14 protein-coding genes are annotated in these 18,631 nt (G+C 60.5%); 6 read left to right on the forward strand and 8 right to left on the reverse strand.

The window, feature by feature from the left end; translation table 11 throughout:
• Positions 1-29 precede the first annotated feature (29 nt).
• Together LOY36_RS15635 and LOY36_RS15640 are read left to right on the forward strand one after the other, a co-directional pair.
• Positions 30-1,301 carry a cation:dicarboxylate symporter family transporter gene (locus LOY36_RS15635; RefSeq protein WP_018929647.1) on the forward strand — a complete coding sequence of 424 codons (1,272 nt, stop codon included), beginning with the start codon at positions 30-32 and terminating at the stop codon, positions 1,299-1,301.
• A 147-nt stretch (positions 1,302-1,448) separates the two neighbouring features.
• Positions 1,449-1,937 (forward strand): GFA family protein, encoded by a 489-nt coding sequence (locus tag LOY36_RS15640; RefSeq protein WP_258668689.1) that lies wholly within the window; start codon positions 1,449-1,451, stop codon positions 1,935-1,937.
• Here LOY36_RS15640 and LOY36_RS15645 read toward each other — a convergent pair.
• The 3 genes from LOY36_RS15645 to LOY36_RS15655 form a co-directional block, all read right to left on the reverse strand.
• The gene (locus tag LOY36_RS15645; protein ID WP_258668690.1) at positions 1,934-3,220 is read right to left on the reverse strand and encodes an ATP-binding protein; all 1,287 of its coding nucleotides are present in this window, start codon (positions 3,218-3,220) and stop codon (positions 1,934-1,936) included. The two genes, LOY36_RS15640 and LOY36_RS15645, sit on opposite strands and share 4 nt — an antisense overlap.
• A complete protein-coding gene (locus tag LOY36_RS15650) occupies positions 3,221-3,928 on the reverse strand; it encodes a winged helix-turn-helix domain-containing protein (protein ID WP_258674188.1) in 708 nt (235 codons plus the stop codon).
• Positions 3,929-4,088: 160 nt separating this feature from the next.
• On the reverse strand, positions 4,089-4,697 hold the full coding sequence (locus LOY36_RS15655) for a tRNA-(ms[2]io[6]A)-hydroxylase (RefSeq protein WP_008010271.1): 609 nt from the start codon (positions 4,695-4,697) through the stop codon (positions 4,089-4,091).
• Positions 4,698-4,857: 160 nt separating this feature from the next.
• On the opposite strand from LOY36_RS15655, the gene LOY36_RS15660 reads away from it, so the two are divergent.
• Positions 4,858-5,721: a universal stress protein gene (locus LOY36_RS15660; RefSeq protein ID WP_258668691.1), complete on the forward strand. Its 864-nt coding sequence runs from the start codon at positions 4,858-4,860 to the stop codon at positions 5,719-5,721.
• Positions 5,722-5,831: 110 nt separating this feature from the next.
• Here LOY36_RS15660 and LOY36_RS15665 read toward each other — a convergent pair whose 3' ends face one another.
• On the reverse strand, positions 5,832-6,302 hold the full coding sequence (locus tag LOY36_RS15665; protein ID WP_007937731.1) for a DUF1289 domain-containing protein: 471 nt from the start codon (positions 6,300-6,302) through the stop codon (positions 5,832-5,834).
• Between the two features lie 409 nt (positions 6,303-6,711).
• Between LOY36_RS15665 and acnB the strand changes: the two genes are divergently transcribed.
• Positions 6,712-9,321 (forward strand): bifunctional aconitate hydratase 2/2-methylisocitrate dehydratase, encoded by a 2,610-nt coding sequence (gene acnB / locus LOY36_RS15670; protein ID WP_019648931.1) that lies wholly within the window; start codon positions 6,712-6,714, stop codon positions 9,319-9,321.
• Between the two features lie 147 nt (positions 9,322-9,468).
• Positions 9,469-10,149: a glycosyltransferase gene (locus LOY36_RS15675; protein ID WP_258668692.1), complete on the forward strand. Its 681-nt coding sequence runs from the start codon at positions 9,469-9,471 to the stop codon at positions 10,147-10,149.
• 12 nt (positions 10,150-10,161) lie between these two features.
• Here LOY36_RS15675 and LOY36_RS15680 read toward each other — a convergent pair whose 3' ends face one another.
• Positions 10,162-11,442 carry a serine/threonine transporter gene (locus LOY36_RS15680; protein WP_258668693.1) on the reverse strand — a complete coding sequence of 427 codons (1,281 nt, stop codon included), beginning with the start codon at positions 11,440-11,442 and terminating at the stop codon, positions 10,162-10,164.
• 529 nt (positions 11,443-11,971) lie between these two features.
• Between LOY36_RS15680 and LOY36_RS15685 the strand changes: the two genes are divergently transcribed.
• Positions 11,972-12,943 (forward strand): 2-hydroxyacid dehydrogenase, encoded by a 972-nt coding sequence (locus tag LOY36_RS15685; protein WP_258668694.1) that lies wholly within the window; start codon positions 11,972-11,974, stop codon positions 12,941-12,943.
• On the opposite strand, the gene tssA is transcribed toward LOY36_RS15685, so the two are convergent.
• Genes tssA through LOY36_RS15700 form a run of 3 tightly spaced genes read right to left on the reverse strand, consistent with a single transcriptional unit; the run spans position 12,940 to position 18,616 of the window.
• Positions 12,940-14,037 (reverse strand): type VI secretion system protein TssA, encoded by a 1,098-nt coding sequence (gene tssA / locus LOY36_RS15690; RefSeq protein ID WP_258668695.1) that lies wholly within the window; start codon positions 14,035-14,037, stop codon positions 12,940-12,942. The two genes, LOY36_RS15685 and tssA, sit on opposite strands and share 4 nt — an antisense overlap.
• Positions 14,034-17,852, reverse strand: a complete 3,819-nt coding sequence (locus LOY36_RS15695) for a type VI secretion protein IcmF/TssM N-terminal domain-containing protein (RefSeq protein ID WP_258668696.1) — start codon at positions 17,850-17,852, stop codon at positions 14,034-14,036. The genes tssA and LOY36_RS15695 overlap by 4 nt, the downstream gene beginning before the upstream one ends.
• Entirely contained in the window at positions 17,849-18,616 is a 768-nt protein-coding gene (locus LOY36_RS15700; RefSeq protein ID WP_258668698.1) for a DotU family type IV/VI secretion system protein, read from the reverse strand. Before LOY36_RS15700 ends, LOY36_RS15695 begins: the two co-directional genes overlap by 4 nt.
• Positions 18,617-18,631 lie beyond the last annotated feature (15 nt).

Consider the following 18,631-nt stretch of genomic DNA (forward strand, 5'->3'; position numbering starts at 1 on the left):
ATCATCGTCATCAAATGAGGCATCCCCCCATGCACAAGCCCCGCATCGCGCTGGTCTGGCAAATCATGATCGGTCTGCTCGCCGGCATTGCCATCGGCGCCCTGCTGCACAGCTTTCCCGAGTCTCGCCCGTGGCTGGTGAACAACCTGCTGCAACCGGCCGGCGACATCTTCATCAAGCTGATGAAGATGATCGTCGTACCCATTGTGTTTTCCTGCATGGTGGTCGGCATTGCCGGTCACGGTGACGGCAAATCCCTGGGGCGGATCGGGGTCAAGTCGCTGACGTATTTCTTCAGCATCACCACCCTGGCAATCATTGTCGGACTGGTAATCGGCAACCTGCTCAAACCCGGTGCCGGCACTGATCTGGCGAGCCTCAAGGCGGCCGCCGTTACCCTGCCGACCAGCAGCGCAGCCGGAGGGCACAGCCTGGGGCAGATCATCGTCGGTATTATTCCGGACAACGTCATCAACGCGATGGCCCAGGGCAGTCTGCTGTCGGTGCTGTTCTTCGCCGTGATGTTCGGCCTCGGTGTTTCGAAGCTTGGCAACGAACGCAAGGAGCCGTTGATCGCGTTGCTGCGCGGTGTCTCGGAAGCGATGTTCAAGGTCACGTCGATGATCATGGCCTACTCACCGATCGGTGTGTTCGGGATGATTGCCGTGACCGTGGCCAACTTCGGTTTCAGCTCTTTGCTGCCACTGGCCAAGCTGATCATGGTCAGTTACGTGGCGATTGCGTTCTTCGTGCTGGTGGTGCTCAACCTGGTGGCGCGACTGTGCGGGATCAACCTGTTCGCGCTGATGCGCCACATCAAGGATGAACTGGTCCTGGCCTTCTCCAGCGCCAGCTCGGCGGCGGTGATGCCGCAACTGATGAAGAAACTCGAAACCTATGGTGTGCCGCCGTCGCTAGTCAGTTTCGTGGTACCGGTGGGTTATTCCTTCAACCTTGACGGTGCGTCGCTGTTTCTCGGCATCGGCACCTTGTTCGTCGCCCAGTTGTACGGCATCGACCTGAGCCTGGGCGATCAGGCGTTGCTGGTGGTGACCATGGTCCTGACGTCCAAGGGGGCTGCCGGTGTGCCGGGGTTCATGTTCGTGATTCTCTCGGCCACCCTGGCCAGTGCCGGATTACCGCTGGAAGGCATCGCGTTCATTGCCGGGGTTTATCGGTTGATGGAGATGCCGACCACCGCCCTGAATGTGCTTGGCAATGCACTGGCGCCACTGGTGATCGCCAAGTGGGAGGGTCGCGAGGCTCATTGCCTGAGGGTGCCGCAGGGGCAGTGCTCGTAACTGAGACCGCGTCATCGTTCTTCGCGAGCAAGCCTGCTCCCACATTTGGCTTGCCCGCGAAGGCGCCCGAACGGCCACCATAAATTCAAGTGCAGAAACGCTTACGGTCTAGTCTGTCTTGAGTCATCCCCCCCATCGGAGGCTCCCATGCAGCTCGAAGGCTCCTGCCATTGCGGCGCGGTGTCGTTCAGCCTGACCAGCGCCCACCCCTACCCTTATCAACGTTGCTACTGCTCGATCTGTCGCAAGACCCAGGGCGGTGGCGGTTATGCGATCAACCTGGCGGGCGACGCCCAGAGCCTCAAGGTGCGCGGTCGCAAACACATATCGATTTACCATGCGCGGCTCAAGGACAAAGGCGATAAGCGCGCCCGGCGCAGCACCGCCGAGCGGCATTTCTGTTCCCTGTGCGGCTCGGGATTATGGCTGTTCAGCCCTGAATGGCCGGAGCTGATTCACCCGTTTGCCTCGGCCATCGACACCCCGTTGCCGGTGCCGCCCGAGCACACGCATCTGATGCTCGGTTCCAAGGCGCCGTGGGTGGAAGTCGAGGTGCATCCGGGGGACCAGCAATTCGAGGTCTACCCGGTAGAATCCATTGCCCAGTGGCATGAACGCCTGGGTTTGAGCCGCTAATCCAAATGCGCCCAGGTCATGCGAAACGACGCCCCGCCCCACGGCGAATCCGCCACTTCCACTTGCCCGCCATGGGATTGAGACACCCGCCGCACCAGCGCCAGGCCCAAGCCGAAACCACCGGTGCGACGGTCGCGGCTGGCATCGAGGCGCGAGAACGGTTCGAAGATTTTCTCCCGTCCGTCCAGCGGCACGCCCGGCCCATCATCGTTGACCTGCACTACGTAATGATCACCGGTGCGCACCAACGACACTTCTACCCGCTCGTTGGCATAGCGAATGGCATTACGCAGCAAATTGATCACCGCCCGGGCCATGAAACGCGGTTCGATGCGAACCTCGTCAACCTGACATTCGACAATCAGCAATTGCACCCCGGCGGCTTCGCCCTCCAGCGCCACGCTACCCACCACACTGTCGAGCCAATGGCTGGCCTGAATGTTCTCCCGCGAAATTACCGTAGCGCCACGCTCAAGGCTGGCGTACGTCAGCAACTCGGAAACCATTTCTTCCAGTTCGCCGAGGTCGGCGTACATGTCGGCAATCAACTCGCGGTTCTGGGTCGGATCCGGTTGTTGCTTGAGTTGATCGAGTTCGAACGACAACCGTGCAATCGGCGTGCGCAATTCGTGGGACACCGCGTTAGTCAGCTCGCGCTGATTGGCGATCAGCCCCTCGATGCGCGCGGCCATCAGGTTGAAGTGTTCAGCCAGGTCACGAATGTTCGAGCGCTTGGACAGCTGGATGCGCGCCGACAGGTCGTTGTCGCCAAAACGTTCGGCGGCCAGGCGCAGTGTCTCCAGATCGCGCCAGTGCGGGCGTACCCAGAAATACAGCACGAAACCGATCATCACCGCGATCATCAGATAGGCCGCGGCAATGTAGAACGGCATCAGACTCGGCTCGGCCGGCAGCTTGATGCTGAGCAGCTGCGAACCGTCGTCAATGCGCGAGATGAACTGCGTGTACTTGTCGCGCATTACCAGCAGGCCCTGGGCCAACTCGGCTTGTTCCTGATCGGTCAGAGACAATTGATCGGTCTCGATCAGAGCCAGGCCCAAGCCGTAGTGAGGGCGTATGGCTTCCAGCTGTCGCTCCCGGGCCGGACTGTCCAGGCCGCGCAATTGCTCGACCAGCGACCAGGCCTGACCACGCACCGCCTCTTGGTTGTAGCTGCGCATCTGGCCGTCGAGCAGCGCATCAAACGTGCGCTCGACGGTTTGCAGCCCCAGTACCAGGCCAACCGTCATCACCAGAAACAGTCCCAAAAATAACCGCAGCATTTACAGCTCCCACGCAAACGGATTGAACAGATAACCCTTGCCCCACACGGTCTTGATGCACATCGGTTCGCGCGGGTTGTCCTTGAGTTTGCCGCGCAATTTGCTGATGTACACGTCGACACTGCGGTTGAGGCCGTCGAAGGCGATACCGCGCATGCGGTTGAGGATGTCGTCGCGGGACAGCGTCTTGCCGGCGGCGCTGGCCAGCAACCACAGCAGTTCGAATTCCATGGTGGTGAGCTCGATGCCCTCGCCCGCCAGGCGCACTTCGCGGCAACTGCGATCGATGCTCAGATGACCGAATTCCAGTGAGCTGCACACACTGCTGTCCGGCAGCTGACGGCGTTGCAAGGCACGCAGACGAGCGAGCAGCACAGGGGGCTTGATGGGCTTGATCACGTAGTCGTCGGCACCGGATTCCAGGCCGAGAATGTGATCGAGGTCGTCTTCCTTGGCGGTGAGGATGACGATGGGTGTGTCGGACACACTGCGGATTTCGCGGCACACGTGCAGGCCGCTCTGCCCCGGCAACATCAGGTCGAGCACAACGACTTTCGGTTTGAATTCAAGGAAAGCGGCTACCGCGAGGTCACCGCGGTGCACCTGTCGAACTTCAAAACCGTGTTGGGCCAGGAAATGCGCAATCAGCCCGGCGAGCTTCTCGTCGTCTTCCACCAGCAATACTTTGCCAAAACCCAGTCTCTCCATGATGACCGTCTGCCAACCCTTGAATGAAATGGCCGGCATTATGGCGCCAATCGATGAAGGGACGGTTATCGCAGACAGCAAAAACCGGCCGCGGGGGCCGGTTTTTGGCGATGTTTCATTCTTTTAAGAGTTTTTAACAATTATTGAAGATGAAACGTTGTCACGCCGCGACCGGCACGCCACTGTGAAACCTGAACTCCACATCCGGCGACTCGATCAACGCCTGTTCGGCATCACGCACCTTGTCGATCACTTGGGCGATGTCCTTGGCGTCACCGTATTGATAAGCCAGTTTCAGATACCCCTGGAAATGCCGGGCCTCGCTTTTCAGCAGGCCGAAGTAGAACTTGCCCAGTTCCTCATCCAGATGCGGCACCAATGCCTCGAAACGCTCGCAACTGCGAGCTTCGATGAACGCGCCGACCACCAGCGTATCCACCAGTTTCACCGGCTCGTGGCTGCGCACCACTTTGCGCAGCCCCGAGGCATAACGCCCGGCGGACAGCTGACGCAGTTCAATCTTGCGCTTTTTCATCAGGCGCATGACCTGCTCGTGGTGCACCAGCTCTTCCCGGGCCAGACGCGACATCAGGTTGATCAGATCGACGTGGGAGTGATACTTGGCGATCAGGCTCAACGCCGTGCTGGCCGCCTTGAATTCGCAGTTTTTGTGGTCGATCAGCAGCGTTTCCTGATCGGCCAGCGCGGCCTGGACCCAACCGTCGGGCGTGCGGCAGCCAAGGAACTCGTGAATTTCGGGAAGGATCATGGGGCTCACGGATAAAAGGTTCAAAACGAAGGGCGCCGATTATACCGGCCTGCCGACAGACCACCAGTCGCCACCGTTGATATGCATCAAGTCCCCGAATCGCCGGCAGCAACTATAGTTGTGCAACGCCGTGCTTTTTCATTTTCAGGAGATCCCGATCATGCAAGCCATTCGCAGCATTCTGGTGGTCATTGAACCCGAACACTCGGAAAGCCTGGCGCTCAAACGGGCCAAATTGATCGCTGGCGTGACCCAGGCTCATCTGCACCTGCTGGTCTGCGATAAAAAGCATGATCACAGCGCGATGCTCGGCGTGCTCAAGGCGGCTCTGCTGGCGGACGGGTACAACGTCACCACCGAGCAAGCCTGGAACGAAAGCCTGCACGACACCATTATCGATGTGCAGCAGGCTGAAGGTTGCGGGCTGGTGGTCAAGCAGCATTATCCCGACAGCCCACTGAAAAAGGCCCTGCTGACCCCGGCGGACTGGAAACTGCTGCGCTACTGCCCGACTCCGGTGCTGCTGGTGAAAACCGCCAAATCCTGGGCCGGCGGCGTGATCCTCGCGGCCATCGATGTCGGCAACATGGACGGCGAACACCGCACCTTGCATGCCAGCATCATCGATCATGGCTACGACATTGCCAGCTTGGCCAAGGCCCATCTGCACGTGATCAGCGCCCATCCGTCGCCGATGCTGTCAGCGGCCGACCCGACGTTGCAGCTCAAGGAAACCATCGAGGCCCGCTACCGCGAGCAATGCAAGGCGTTCCAGGCCGAGTTCGACATCGACGACGACCACCTGCACATCGAGGAAGGCCCGGCGGATGTATTGATTCCGTTCATGGCCCATAAGCTGGGGGCCTCTTTGACGGTGATCGGCACGGTGGCGCGGACCGGGTTGTCCGGGGCGTTGATCGGGAATACGGCGGAAGTGGTGCTTGATGCGCTGGAGAGCGATGTGCTGGTGCTCAAGCCGGACGACATCATGGATCATCTGGAAGAGATCGTGACCCGGCATTGAGCAAGATCAAAAGATCGCAGCCTCGTTTCACTCGACAGCTCCTACATGAATCGTGTTCCCCTGTAGGAGCTGTCGAGTGAAACGAGGCTGCGATCTTTTGCCTTCAAAGACTATCCGCCGAAGGCGTCTTTTAGGAACCCCGGCGCAATGTAGCGCTGGTAATGCGCTTCCGAGAGCAGGAAAAACTCCCGATCAATGGCATCCCTCAGTTCCGGCAGGTTCCAGTCGCGGAACTCCGGCAGCAGCACCATTCCGTAGGCTTCCAGATTATTGATGACCCGCGCGCCCCGTGCGATCAACTGATAAGCCCAGCAATACTCCGACTGATGCGGCACAAAGCGGATCTTGCGCTGTTCCAGCTGCATTCTTAGCAACGCCGGATCGAAAATTTCTACCTTGGCGGCCATCACCTGGGACAACAACTGCTCAAGACGCAACCATACCGCGCGTTTTTCTTCCTCGTTGTAACCGTTCCAATGGATCACTTCGTGGTGGAAACGCTTGCAGCCACGGCACACCAAATCACCGTAAACAGTGGAGCAGAGGCCGACGCAGGGGGTCTTGATGGTCTGATTGGGCATAGGTAGACAAAACACGGGAAAGCAGAACAGGTCGGCATGTTAGCCCTTTGTCTAACATTCATCACCCCTCAAAGTTTTGGACCTAACTTACCTTTCAAATTTTTTTGCCGTAGAATCAGCCAGCCTTTTAAGGCGCCAATGTCCGTTAAGAAGCTGTTTTCAAAGCGTCACGAGCACAGTCGTTCCTTCAGAGCGGTGTTGGCGAAGGGTTTTTCCAGCGGGGAAAAGCCCAACGCCAACCCTCATCAGCTCCCCGTTCTGCAGGCGTAAAACTTTGAAAGCAGCTTCTGTAAGGAATTGCCGGTAATTCTGGCTAAGCGGCCCACAACGCCACGCAGCGCATGAGTACGGCAATTTCGGGATGAGCGTCCCGGACACCCATTTGGGACCACTGATGAGGGTAATAACTGTGCTTGAAGCCTACCGCAAACATATCGAAGAGCGTGCAGCACTGGGTATCGTTCCCCAGCCGCTTAACGCCGAACAAACTGCAGGCCTGGTCGAGCTGCTGAAGAATCCCCCGGCTGGCGAAGAAGCTTTCCTCGTTGACCTGATCACCAATCGCGTTCCGCCAGGAGTGGACGAAGCCGCCTATGTAAAGGCCGGTTTCCTGTCTGCCCTCGCCAAAGGCGAAGCAAAATCCCCTCTGATCGACAAGAAGCGCGCTGTTGAACTGCTCGGCACCATGCAGGGCGGCTACAACATCGTGACCCTGGTAAACCTGCTGGACGACGCCGAACTGGCACCAGTAGCTGCCGAAGAACTCAAGCACACCCTGCTGATGTTCGATGCCTTCCACGACGTGGCTGAAAAAGCCAAGAACGGCAACGTTCACGCCAAAGGCGTCCTGCAATCCTGGGCCGACGGCGAGTGGTTCAAGAAGCGCCCGGTACTGGCCGACAAGATCAGCCTGCGCGTCTTCAAGGTGACCGGCGAAACCAACACCGACGACCTGTCCCCTGCTCCAGACGCCTGGTCGCGTCCAGACATCCCGCTGCACGCCCTGGCCATGCTGAAAATGGCCCGTGACGGCATCGTTCCGGACGAGCAAGGCAAAACCGGCCCGATGAAGCAGATCGAAGAAATGCGCGGCCAGGGTTTCCCTATCGCCTACGTCGGTGACGTGGTCGGTACAGGTTCCTCGCGTAAATCCGCTACCAACTCGGTACTGTGGTTCTTCGGCGACGACATTCCTTACGTGCCGAACAAGCGCGCTGGCGGTTTCTGCTTCGGCAGCAAAATCGCTCCGATCTTCTACAACACCATGGAAGATGCCGGCGCACTGCCAATCGAGTTCGACGTTTCCAACATGAACATGGGCGACGTGATCGACCTGTACCCGCATGCTGGCAAAGTCACCAAGCACAACAGCGACGAAGTCCTGACCACCTTCGAAATGAAGACCCCGGTGCTGCTGGACGAAGTCCGCGCCGGCGGCCGTATTCCGCTGATCATCGGCCGTGGCCTGACCGAGAAGGCTCGCGCCGAGCTGGGTCTGCCGCCGTTCGACCTGTTCAAGAAGCCTGAAGCTCCGGCCGAAAGCACCAAGGGTTTCACCCTGGCGCAGAAAATGGTCGGCAAGGCTTGCGGCCTGGCAGAAGGCAAAGGCGTTCGTCCTGGCACCTACTGCGAACCGAAGATGACCACCGTAGGTTCCCAGGACACCACCGGTCCAATGACCCGTGACGAACTGAAAGACCTGGCGTGCCTGGGCTTCTCCGCTGATCTGGTGATGCAGTCCTTCTGCCACACCGCGGCGTATCCGAAGCCGATCGACGTGACCACCCACCACACCCTGCCTGACTTCATCATGACCCGCGGCGGCGTTTCCCTGCGTCCGGGCGACGGCATCATCCACTCGTGGCTGAACCGCATGCTGCTGCCAGACACCGTGGGTACCGGTGGCGACTCGCACACCCGTTTCCCGATGGGCATCTCGTTCCCGGCCGGTTCCGGTCTGGTCGCGTTCGCCGCTGCCACCGGCGTCATGCCGCTGGACATGCCGGAATCGATCCTGGTGCGCTTCAAAGGCAAAATGAAACCTGGCATCACCCTGCGTGACCTGGTTCATGCCATTCCTTACTTCGCCATCCAGAACGGTCTGCTGACCGTCGAGAAGAAAGGCAAGAAAAACGCCTTCTCCGGCCGCATCCTGGAAATCGAAGGCCTGGAAGGCCTGACGCTGGAACAGGCTTTCGAGCTGTCCGACGCGTCGGCCGAACGTTCGGCTGCCGGTTGCACCATCAAGCTGTCGAAAGAGTCGATCACCGAGTACCTGCAATCCAACATCACCCTGCTGCGCTGGATGATCGGCGAAGGCTACGGCGATGCACGTACCCTGGAGCGTCGTGCTCAAGCGATGGAAGCCTGGATCGCCAACCCGCAACTGATGGAAGCCGATGCCGACGCCGAATACGCCGAAGTCATCGAAATCGATCTGGCCGACATCAACGAGCCTGTGCTCTGCGCACCGAACGATCCGGACGACGCCCGTCTGCTCTCCAGCGTTGCTGGCGAGAAGATCGACGAAGTGTTCATCGGTTCGTGCATGACCAACATCGGTCACTTCCGCGCTGCCGGCAAGTTGCTGGAACAGGTCAAAGGTCAGCTGCCAACCCGTCTGTGGCTGTCGCCGCCGACCAAAATGGACGCTCACCAGCTGACCGAAGAAGGCTACTACGGCATCTACGGCAAGGCCGGCGCACGCATGGAAATGCCAGGCTGCTCGCTGTGCATGGGTAACCAGGCACGTGTAGAGCCGAACTCCACCGTGGTGTCGACGTCGACCCGTAACTTCCCGAACCGTCTGGGTGACGGCGCGAACGTCTACCTGGCTTCGGCCGAGCTGGCGTCCGTTGCGTCCATCCTGGGTCGCCTGCCGACCGTCGAGGAGTACATGGAATACGCTGGCAAGATCGACAGCATGGCGGCCGACGTTTACCGCTACCTGTCCTTCGACCAGATCGCCGAGTTCCGTGAAGCTGCCGCGAACGCCAACATCCCGGTCGTTCAAGCCTAACGCTACAAAGCCATAAAAAACGCCGCCCATCGTGAGATGAGCGGCGTTTTTTTATGCCTGACGCCAATTACCCAGCTATCTTTGCCTGATGTCGGCACCAGGACGGCGTGCCACGAGGCCCCACGGGCCTTATCTCAAGGAGGAGTCATGCGGGTCATCCTGATCGCCATCGGTTCGCCCGGTGACGTTTTCCCCTTCATTGGCCTGGCCAATGCGCTGAACCTGCGCGGTCATCGCGCGACCTTGTGCAGCCTGCCGGCGTTCAAAGCCACCGTCGAACAGTACGGGCTGGAATTCGAGCCGTTAGGTCAGCAAACCTGCGACGACACACCCCGCCCGCGAGACTCGAAAAGCGCTTTGGCAGAGCAGTGGAACGCGGTCTCGCACCTGCTCGAACCGACCTTTGACTACATCGCAGCGCGGCGCCATGAGGATATCGTGGTGGTGGGCTCGTTTTGGGCGTTGGGCGCACGTGTGGCCCAGGAGAAGTTTGGCATTGCCTACCTTTCGGTACAGATTTCACCGTTCTTGCGCGAGGCCCATCGGCTGGCGCTGGACCAGCTCTGTGCGCCATCGCTTAACGCCTTGCGCGCCAGAAAGGGCCTGGGTGGGACGGTTCAACACGTTATCAGCCAATGGATGCATTCGCCGGACGGCGTGATCAGCTTCTGCCCCGAGTGGTTCGCACCGCAGCAAGCCGCAGCGCCCGCCACACTGTGCAAGGCCTGCGAAAAAGCCGTTGCGGCTATCGAGCATTGCCGCCAGCGAACCAAAGGTCGTCTGGCCGGGCATTCGAAGGGGGCGATCAACCGGGGCAACCCCGATTGATCGCCCGCTGTTTCAGGCGCTGAGCGAGTAGATCAACGCCGAAATGGCCACCAGGCCCACCAGCGTCACGAAGACGTTGGAGGCTTGGCCACGGTAACGCGCCATGGCCGGCACTTTGCGGATCGCGTACATCGGCATCAGGAACAGGATCGCCGCGATGACCGGGCCACCGAGGGTTTCGATCATGCCAAGAATGCTCGGGTTCAGGGTCGCGACGATCCAGCAGACCACCAGCATGAACGCGGCGACGATACGGTCCAGGGTCTTCGGCGCCGGGCGTTTGCCGCTCTTGACGATCAAGCCCTTCAAGCCTTCGCTGGCGCCGATGTAGTGGCCCAGGAATGACTTGGAAATGGCCACGAAGGCAATCAACGGCGCCGCGAAGGCGATGGTCGGGTTGCTGAAGTGGTTGGCCAGGTACGACAGGATCGACAGGTTCTGCGCCTTGGCTTCCGCCAGTTGCGCCGGCGACAGGGTCAGCACGCAGCTGAAGACGAAGAACAGCACCATCACCACCATCAAGAGGTGGGCGCGGGACAGGATCTGCGAGCTGCGCTCTTGGGCATGAGTGCCGTAGCGACGTTTCTGGTCCACCGCGAACGCCGAAATGATCGGCGAATGGTTGAACGAGAACACCATCACCGGAATCGCCAGCCACAGGGTGTGCAGCAGCGCCGACGACTCAGGCAGCGTGGACGCGGTGCTGAGGATGCCGCCATTCCAGTGAGGAATCAGGAACACCGCCAGGAACAGCAGCGCGACGATGAACGGATACACCATCAGGCTCATGGCCTTGACGATCACCTGCTCACCGCAACGCACCACCGCCAGCAGGCCGAGAATCAGCACGAACGACAGCACGGCGCGCGGTGGCGGCATGATGTGCAGCTGATGTTCGAGGAAACTGCCCACGGTGTTGGTCAGGGCCACGCTGTAGATCAGCAGGATCGGGAAGATCGCGAAGAAATACAGCAAGGTGATCAGCGCGCCGGCCTTAATGCCGAAATGTTCTTCCACCACTTCGGTGATGTCTGCACCTTCACGACCGGACAGCACAAAGCGGGTCAGGCCACGGTGCGCGTAAAACGTCATGGGGAACGCCAGCAACGCCAGGATCAGCAACGGCCAAAAGCCGCCCAGCCCCGCGTTGATGGGTAAAAACAGGGTACCGGCCCCGATTGCCGTGCCAAACAGGCCCAGCATCCAGGTGGTGTCATGGCGATTCCAGCTTTCGAGGCTCGCTGGTGTCGCCGCTACGTAGCGTTCGTCGACGCTATTGGCCTGATCATTCATCCGGTCGGATCTCCGCTTTCCGGTCACTTGCCACTCGGTCAGGACGCGTCGGAAAAAACCGACAGACATGCTCCGGCCGAAACAGGGGCGGGATTCTCCGCGATAAACGAGCAGAAGCAAAGGCTTAGCTGAGCAATGGTTGTGCGGAGCAGATCAAAGGCCTGTCGCTTTTAGAAAAATAACTGTCGGCAGCGGGTATGCGATGTGTCGTTTTCTGACACGCTTTAGTAAGCCCTAATGTACGGTGTGCCTGACGGACCGCAGCGCCTGATTTTACGACTGATGCGCAGCCGAACGCAGCCTCGCAGACTCGACAGCTGCTACGGCAATTTCATCGCGGACAAATCCTCTCCACCTGCCGCGCACTGATCTAGTGTTGTATCTAAGAAGCTCGCCGGTATCGCCAACGCCTGCACAGGTGCTTGCCAACCAATAGCCTATGATCTCGGACCATTGCCAATCTGCTCTGGAGTCAGCAATCTGACGCGACGTTCGAGCCCCGACACTCCGCTGCCCACAGGAGCCCAGCATGACCGCAACCGTTCTGGTACTGGTTGAAACCATCAATGAATACCTGCCGATTCTCGAACATCAGGGGTTTCATTTGATCCTGGCCCCAACCCCGGCCGAGCGCGCTGCCGCCATTGCCCGCCAGGGCAGCCAGATCGATGCGGTGCTGACGCGTGGCCCGTTGGGCCTGTATGCCAATGAAATCGCCGCCCTGCCCAACCTCAAGATCATCTGCGTGATCGGCGCCGGTTACGAACACGTCGACCTGCAGGCCGCCGTCAACCGGGGCATCACTGTCACCAACGGTGCCGGCGTCAATGCCTCCTCCGTTGCCGATCACGCCATGGCGTTGCTGCTGGCACTGGTTCGTGACATCCCTCGGGCCGATGCTGCCGTCCGTCGGGGCGAGTGGCCGAAAATCATGCGTCCTTCGCTGTCCGGCAAACACATAGGCATCCTCGGCCTCGGTGCCGTTGGCCTTGCTATCGCCAAACGTGCCGCCAACGGCTTCGATATGAGAGTGAGTTACCACAACCGTCAGCATCGCAGCGATGTGCCGTATAGCTATTGCTCGACGCCTACCGAGCTGGCACGCCAATCAGACTTTCTGATAGTTGCCACCCCGGGCGGGATCGGCACCCAACACCTGATCAACCGGCAAGTGCTCGACGCCCTGGGGCCTAACGGTTTCCTCGTCAACATCGCCCGAGCCAGCGTGGTCGTCACGGCAGACCTGATCACCGCGCTCGAACAGCGGCGGATCGCCGGTGCCGCGCTGGATGTCTTCGACCACGAACCCCAGGTACCGGACGCCCTCAAGGGGTTGGCCAACGTGATTCTGACTCCGCATGTCGCCGGATTGTCCCCGGAGGCCACCCAAGGCACCGTCGAACTGGCCGGCAAAAACCTGACGGCTTTTTTTTCCGGTCAGCCGGTACTGACGCCCATTGCGTTACCGCCACCGTCGACAACCACCCGACTCAATCACTAAAGAACGCCCAACAGCGTCCAGAGTCGTCGGGATTCGGCATCGGCGCTGATCAGTTCGCCCAGCAGCTCGCTCAGGGGCTTGTTGCCCCACTCCACGCCCCGCTTGATCAGATAGGGCACCGGACTGTGGGGTTCGGTGCGCGCCAGGTACTCGGCGATCAGCAGCAATTGCCGGTACGCCTCTTCACGATTCGCCGGTTCGCTGAACACCTGGGGCACGGCAAGGACTTCAGGCGCGGCGGTCGGGCTGGGGCTCGATGCAGCCACCACTGGCGTTTCGACCGGAGGCGCCGGGGTCGGTTTTCGTGGATGCATGGCGATAAACTCCTGAACCAGCGTCAACAACGCGTCGATCACGTCCTGCAGCACCTTGAAGCCTGGGGCCTGATTTCCGAGAAAAGCGTCGCTCCACACCTCCAGGCGCTGCAAGTGCTGCTGGCTGAGCAGCAGACTGCCCTGGCTGCGCAACCAGAATGACAACGGTGTGGCGCGAATCTGTTCGGTGATTTTTTTCTGTTCGTTGCGCGCGTTCTCGGCCGAGGTCTTGGCCGCTTTACTGTCGCTGCCCTGCACCTGTTGCAACTGCAACCGGCGCCAGGCGTCCAGGCAGAAACCATCGAATTCGTGGTTGTGCGGCTCGAACAGCGGCACTCGGGTCAGCAACACTTCAGCGTAGCGTCGAGCCAGCCATTCCAGCGGTATCACTCGCCACGACTGGTCGCCGTCCTCAGCCTGCGGGTGCAAGTGTTCGGGATAGCGCTCGCATAACCCGGCCACCAGCGCCAGGCTGCCCGGCAACCCTTCAAGCCCGTCCTGATGCAGCCAGGCCTCCCCCAGCCAAGCGCTTAGCATCAAATCCTTGCTGCGCTCGAGCAGCAGGCTCGTGGCCAGTTTTTCCAGCTCCGGCCACTGGGCGCGCTTGATCGACGACTGCCACACCCCCGTCGGCAAACTGGTGTCATCCTCGCGGCGCAGTTCGCGCAACCGGTCGAACTCGGGTTCATAACGCAAATCCTGACCACAAGGCGCCTCCTTGCTGATCGGTTCGAGCAGTTGCGCAATCAGTTCCGGCAACGGTGTTGATGGTTGATTCACAGGCCCTCCTCCTCATGGGATTCAATCGCCGCGGTCGAGCGCGTCACCAGGAACGGTGAACGCGGAGCCCGGGTCGGCAAGGGCTGAATGGACAACGGCAATTTCGAGCCCTGGGTCATCAACGACAGGCGCACAAACATCAGGGTTTGCTCCGCTGCGCTGGCCTGCGTGGTCACGGGCAGGCGCAAGGTCAACGGAAAATCCGTGTAGTCCATGCTGGGTTGGCGTTGCACCGACATGTGCGAACGCATCAAGCGCAACAGCGACCATGGACCGCTGTACTCCCAACCTGCTTCCAGATCCCGCACCACCAGGCTCGGCTGTAACGGATCGTTGGCCGGACGCTGATAGCCATTTCTGGCCCAACGCAAGGTCAGCCGGACAGGTTGGCCGACCATCCAGCGCAGGTTCTGCTGAGCCTCGCCGGGATAGCTGATCTGTTGATTCCCGGCATTCAAGCCCCAGGCAATCACCTGGTCGGCACCGCGCTCTTCCTCCCGATCGGTGCGCCAGCGCACATCCATCTCCACCCCCAGCACGCCGCTCTTGTCGCGCACGAACATCGGCCCCAGCCAGGTACTGGCTTGCTTCAGACGATTGAGAAAGTCCTCGGCGGCTAAACGTTCCGGGGTCTGGCTCAGGGCCAACCCAGCCTGCGCCACCGGCAAACGCTTGTCGATCAGCTCCAGCAAATGCTGGACCCGGGCCGGGTCGGCGTCGCTGGCCTGCAAGCCATTGGCAAACGGAAAGCGCTCTGCCAGGTACTGGTTGAAATAATTGGCCAGCTCATTCCAGGCCGCCGCAGCCTGTTGCTGTTGCAGGGACTGGCAGCGCTGCATGGCGGTTTGTTGCAGTTCCACGGCGCGCAATGCCAAGGTTCCGCGCCCACCCGACAGATTGGCGGTTTGCAGAATCTGCCCGCAGGACGCGACGTCCATTTCGATGAAGTCGCGGCTCACCAACTGCTCGATCTGCGCTGGCGAACTGGCAGGGTTCTGTTCTTTGTATTTGAGCAGTTCATCGTTGAGCGCACTGAACTGCGTCACCCGTTCGTAATCCAGTGCCGAGAGGTTCTGTTGCTGGACTTTCAGCCATTCCAGCGCCGAAGTGCGGCGTTCGGTGATGCCGAGCATGGTGTTGAACTGCTGCTTGAGGCTCAGTTTCAGATCCTGCACGTCATTGGCGCCGTACAGTTGCAGGCCGAAGTTTTTCGAGCCGTCCCACTGGCTGATTTCGGTGCGCCCGCTGAACAGCGGCTGGGCGACGATTTCATCGAGGCCACTGACGATGTCGGCCAGGGCGCGGCGGTTCAAAGCGGTTTGCAAACGCGTGGCCAGATCGCTGCGGCGCACCTCGACAAAGGCCTTTTGCAAGGCAATCGCCTGAGATGCCTGCACATTGAAGACACCACTGTGGACCTGCGCATTGTGCTCGCGCAGGCTCGACAACATGGCCTTGACCACCGCGCCTTCGGCCGCTTGCAGCAACGCGCCACGATACGCCGGGGGAATGCGCGGCAGCTCTTCGGCGGCATAACTCTTGTAACTGGCGAAGTAGTTCAGCGCACTGTCGAGGTCGTCGCCATCAACACCGCGCCCCTGCCCATCCGGGACGTCGGACTGATCCGCCTGCAAGGCGATGGCGACAAAATCACGCTTGAACAGTGCCTGCACGGCGTTGTTCAACTGCACCACATGCTCCTGCAAGACCAGTTGCCCGCTGCCTTGCTGAATCAGCAAATTGTCCCTGGCCCCGGCCTGGGTGATCCACTGGTCACGAAAGCTCTGCTGCAACTTCGACGCCTGTTGATCCAGTTGCTGTTCGACCTGCGGGCCAAGCAATGTGCTTTGGCGCACCTTGTCCATCATCGCCCGGTAACCGGGCACCAGATCCTGTCCCTTGCCCCGGCTCCACGCCGAGTTGGTCAAGCCGACCAGCGCTTGCAGGTCGTCGATCAACGCCCGCAGATCTTCCAGCTCGGTGAGGGAATTGCCGCTGCCGGCCTCCAGTCGCTCCAGGTGCAATCTCAGATAACCGGCCTGGCGGACAAAGTTATCGGCAAGGAAATACTGGTCCAGCCAGCGCTCCATGAGCCCGAGGAAGTTTTCCTCGATCTGCGCGCGCTCGACGGTCAGGTCAAGTGGTTTCAACTCACTGTTGTCGACATCCAGCAGCGCCCGGTTGTAAAAACCGGCGCGGTGCAACGTGCCAGCGTTGAGGTTCAGCGACAGGGCGTTGTTGCTCAGCAACACAAGGTCTTCGAGCGGCGCCTTGGTGTTGTTCAGCGCCTGACTGAACCACTGGTTCTGCTGCTCCAGACTCACCGCACGCTCGACCAGCTCCGTGGCCTTGACGTAGTTTTGCCATTGGGCCGGGTCTTCGCTTTCGACGTTGCCCCGTCGTTCGGTGTTGCGAATGGTCTTGAGTTGCGCCAGATCCGCGCTCAACAGATCGCGCAGCGGCAACAACAAGTGACTATGTGCGGTCAGGCGCAATTCGTTCTCCAACTGCGCATCCAGCGAGGAGAACCAGGAGGTCGGAAACACCACCGAGGTGAAGCGCCAGCGCTGCGCCTTCTCCAGCACCCGCCAGAAACCCTGGACGTTACGCCGGGTCGCCTCCCGCCGATGAGATTCATCCGTGACCGCCACGTAATTTTTCTGCGCCCCTTGCATCAGGCGCGACAACTCATGGGCATCCTTTTCCGAGTCCTGCCACACCCACAGCATGCCAGCGCCCCAGAGCAGCGCGACCACCAGCGCCACCCCACCGGTCACGCGCTGCCAGCGCTGACGCAGGCGTAACAGACGCGGCACCACCTGAGCCAGACCGCGCTCGGCGACCACCCGCCGCTGCCACAGTTGCCGGGCGAAAGCGCTCTGCTGCAAGCCGGTGTCGTAGGCCGAAAACCCGTCGGCGCTGTCGTCCGAGGGCTGGTTGGCGGTGAAATAGACACCGCGAAAACGTGGCGCCTCGCCTTGCGCATTACCCTGGAAAACCGGTTCCAGCAAGGATTGCAGATGCCGCCGCAAGGCTTCGAAACGTTCCGGCAAGCCATACAAATCGACGCTCAACTGCCCGGACAAGGCGCCGATTTCGATGATCGATTCCGCCAGGGCCCGGTTGACCTGATCCAGCGCCTGATCGCTCCATTGCGCTTGCCACACCGCATCGGGCCCGTGGGGCGAAGACCAGCCGAGTGTGCGTTCGCGAGCCTCGACCGGCAGCGCGCTAATCAACTCCTGAAAACCCGGCAACTCTTCCATGCCGGTAACGACCACGTACACCGGCAGACTCAAACCGAAGCGCTGCAACAGATCGATAAAACGTCGACGCGCCGCCAGGCCGAGGGCCGCCGCCTGCTCGGCATTGCCCAGCCGACTGATCGGCACCGTCCAGATCACGCCGTCCAGCGGACGCTGACTGCGCAAGCGCAGGATCAACCCCAGCAAGCGCCACCAGCCACCCCGTTGCAGGTGCATGCCTTCATCCGGCAAAAACAGCGCCTGGGGCACCACCAATACGGCACCTTCGGGGTCCGACCACCAGCGACCGAACCAGCTCGGTTTGTCGGTGGGCTGCAAGCGCCACTGGGTGCACAACTGCGTGCCCTGAGTCTCGTTGCCGAGCATCAGCAGCCAGGGAATCTGGTAACGATCCCGGGTGCCTTGCTCCTGCTCCATCTGCCGCACCGCCAGGTAAAAACTGCGGATCGCCGCGCCGCTTTGCGTGCGCAACCACCAGACCGCCACGGCGACAATCGCCAGCACCAACAGCACGACGATGATCAGACCGATAATCCCCAGCGTGCTCATGAGTCTTGCTCCGAGGTGGCCACCGAATCGGTCAGTTGCAAGACCGGTTCGAGCTCCTGGCGAATGTCACGCCAGAACAACTGCCCCAAACCGGTCAGCAACAGGACCACGGCAAGAATTCCCAACCCCAGGCGAAAGCCATCGGGCAACGAAAGACGCACCGGCAATTGCAGCGGCGTCACCGCCGAAGGTTGTTCGAGCCGGGCGCTGACATCGGCATAATCCGCCTCGTGCTGCCAGGCAAAGGTGAACAGCGCCAGGCGCCATTTTTCATGCTGGGCCTGATTCTGTTCGCCCCGCAGACGCCCCTGAAAGCCCAGCACCAGGCACTGCAAATAGACATTGGCCAGATCGCGAGTGGTAGGGATTTGCTCATCCAGCAGCTCCTTGATCGCCAACGGTATCCGCTCGCCGGCCTGACGACTGGCGTACATCCGCGATTCCAGGGGTTTATCCTGCCAGGCCGACTGGCCCGGCCACGGCGTGAACAGCAAGGTTTCATCGACCAGCGCGACAAAGGCATAAACCAGCGCTTTGACTTGTTCGGTGGCGGCATCACCGACTTTGGCAAAAGCGGTTCGCCAGAGTCGCTGGGAGATTTGCGTGGAGAGTTCGACCACCGCTTCCACCAGCGCTTCGTCTTCGCTGTCCTTGGGCAACTGGCTCCAGTCCTGGGACCATTGCTGCCAGGCCTGGCGAAAAGCACTGCTCAGCGGCGCTTCGTTCAGGCCTCGTGTACCTGTCCCGGCATTCCCCTCAGACATATGACGTTCCTTCCT

It is taken from the genome of Pseudomonas sp. B21-019 (assembly GCF_024749225.1).
Taxonomy (GTDB): domain Bacteria; phylum Pseudomonadota; class Gammaproteobacteria; order Pseudomonadales; family Pseudomonadaceae; genus Aquipseudomonas.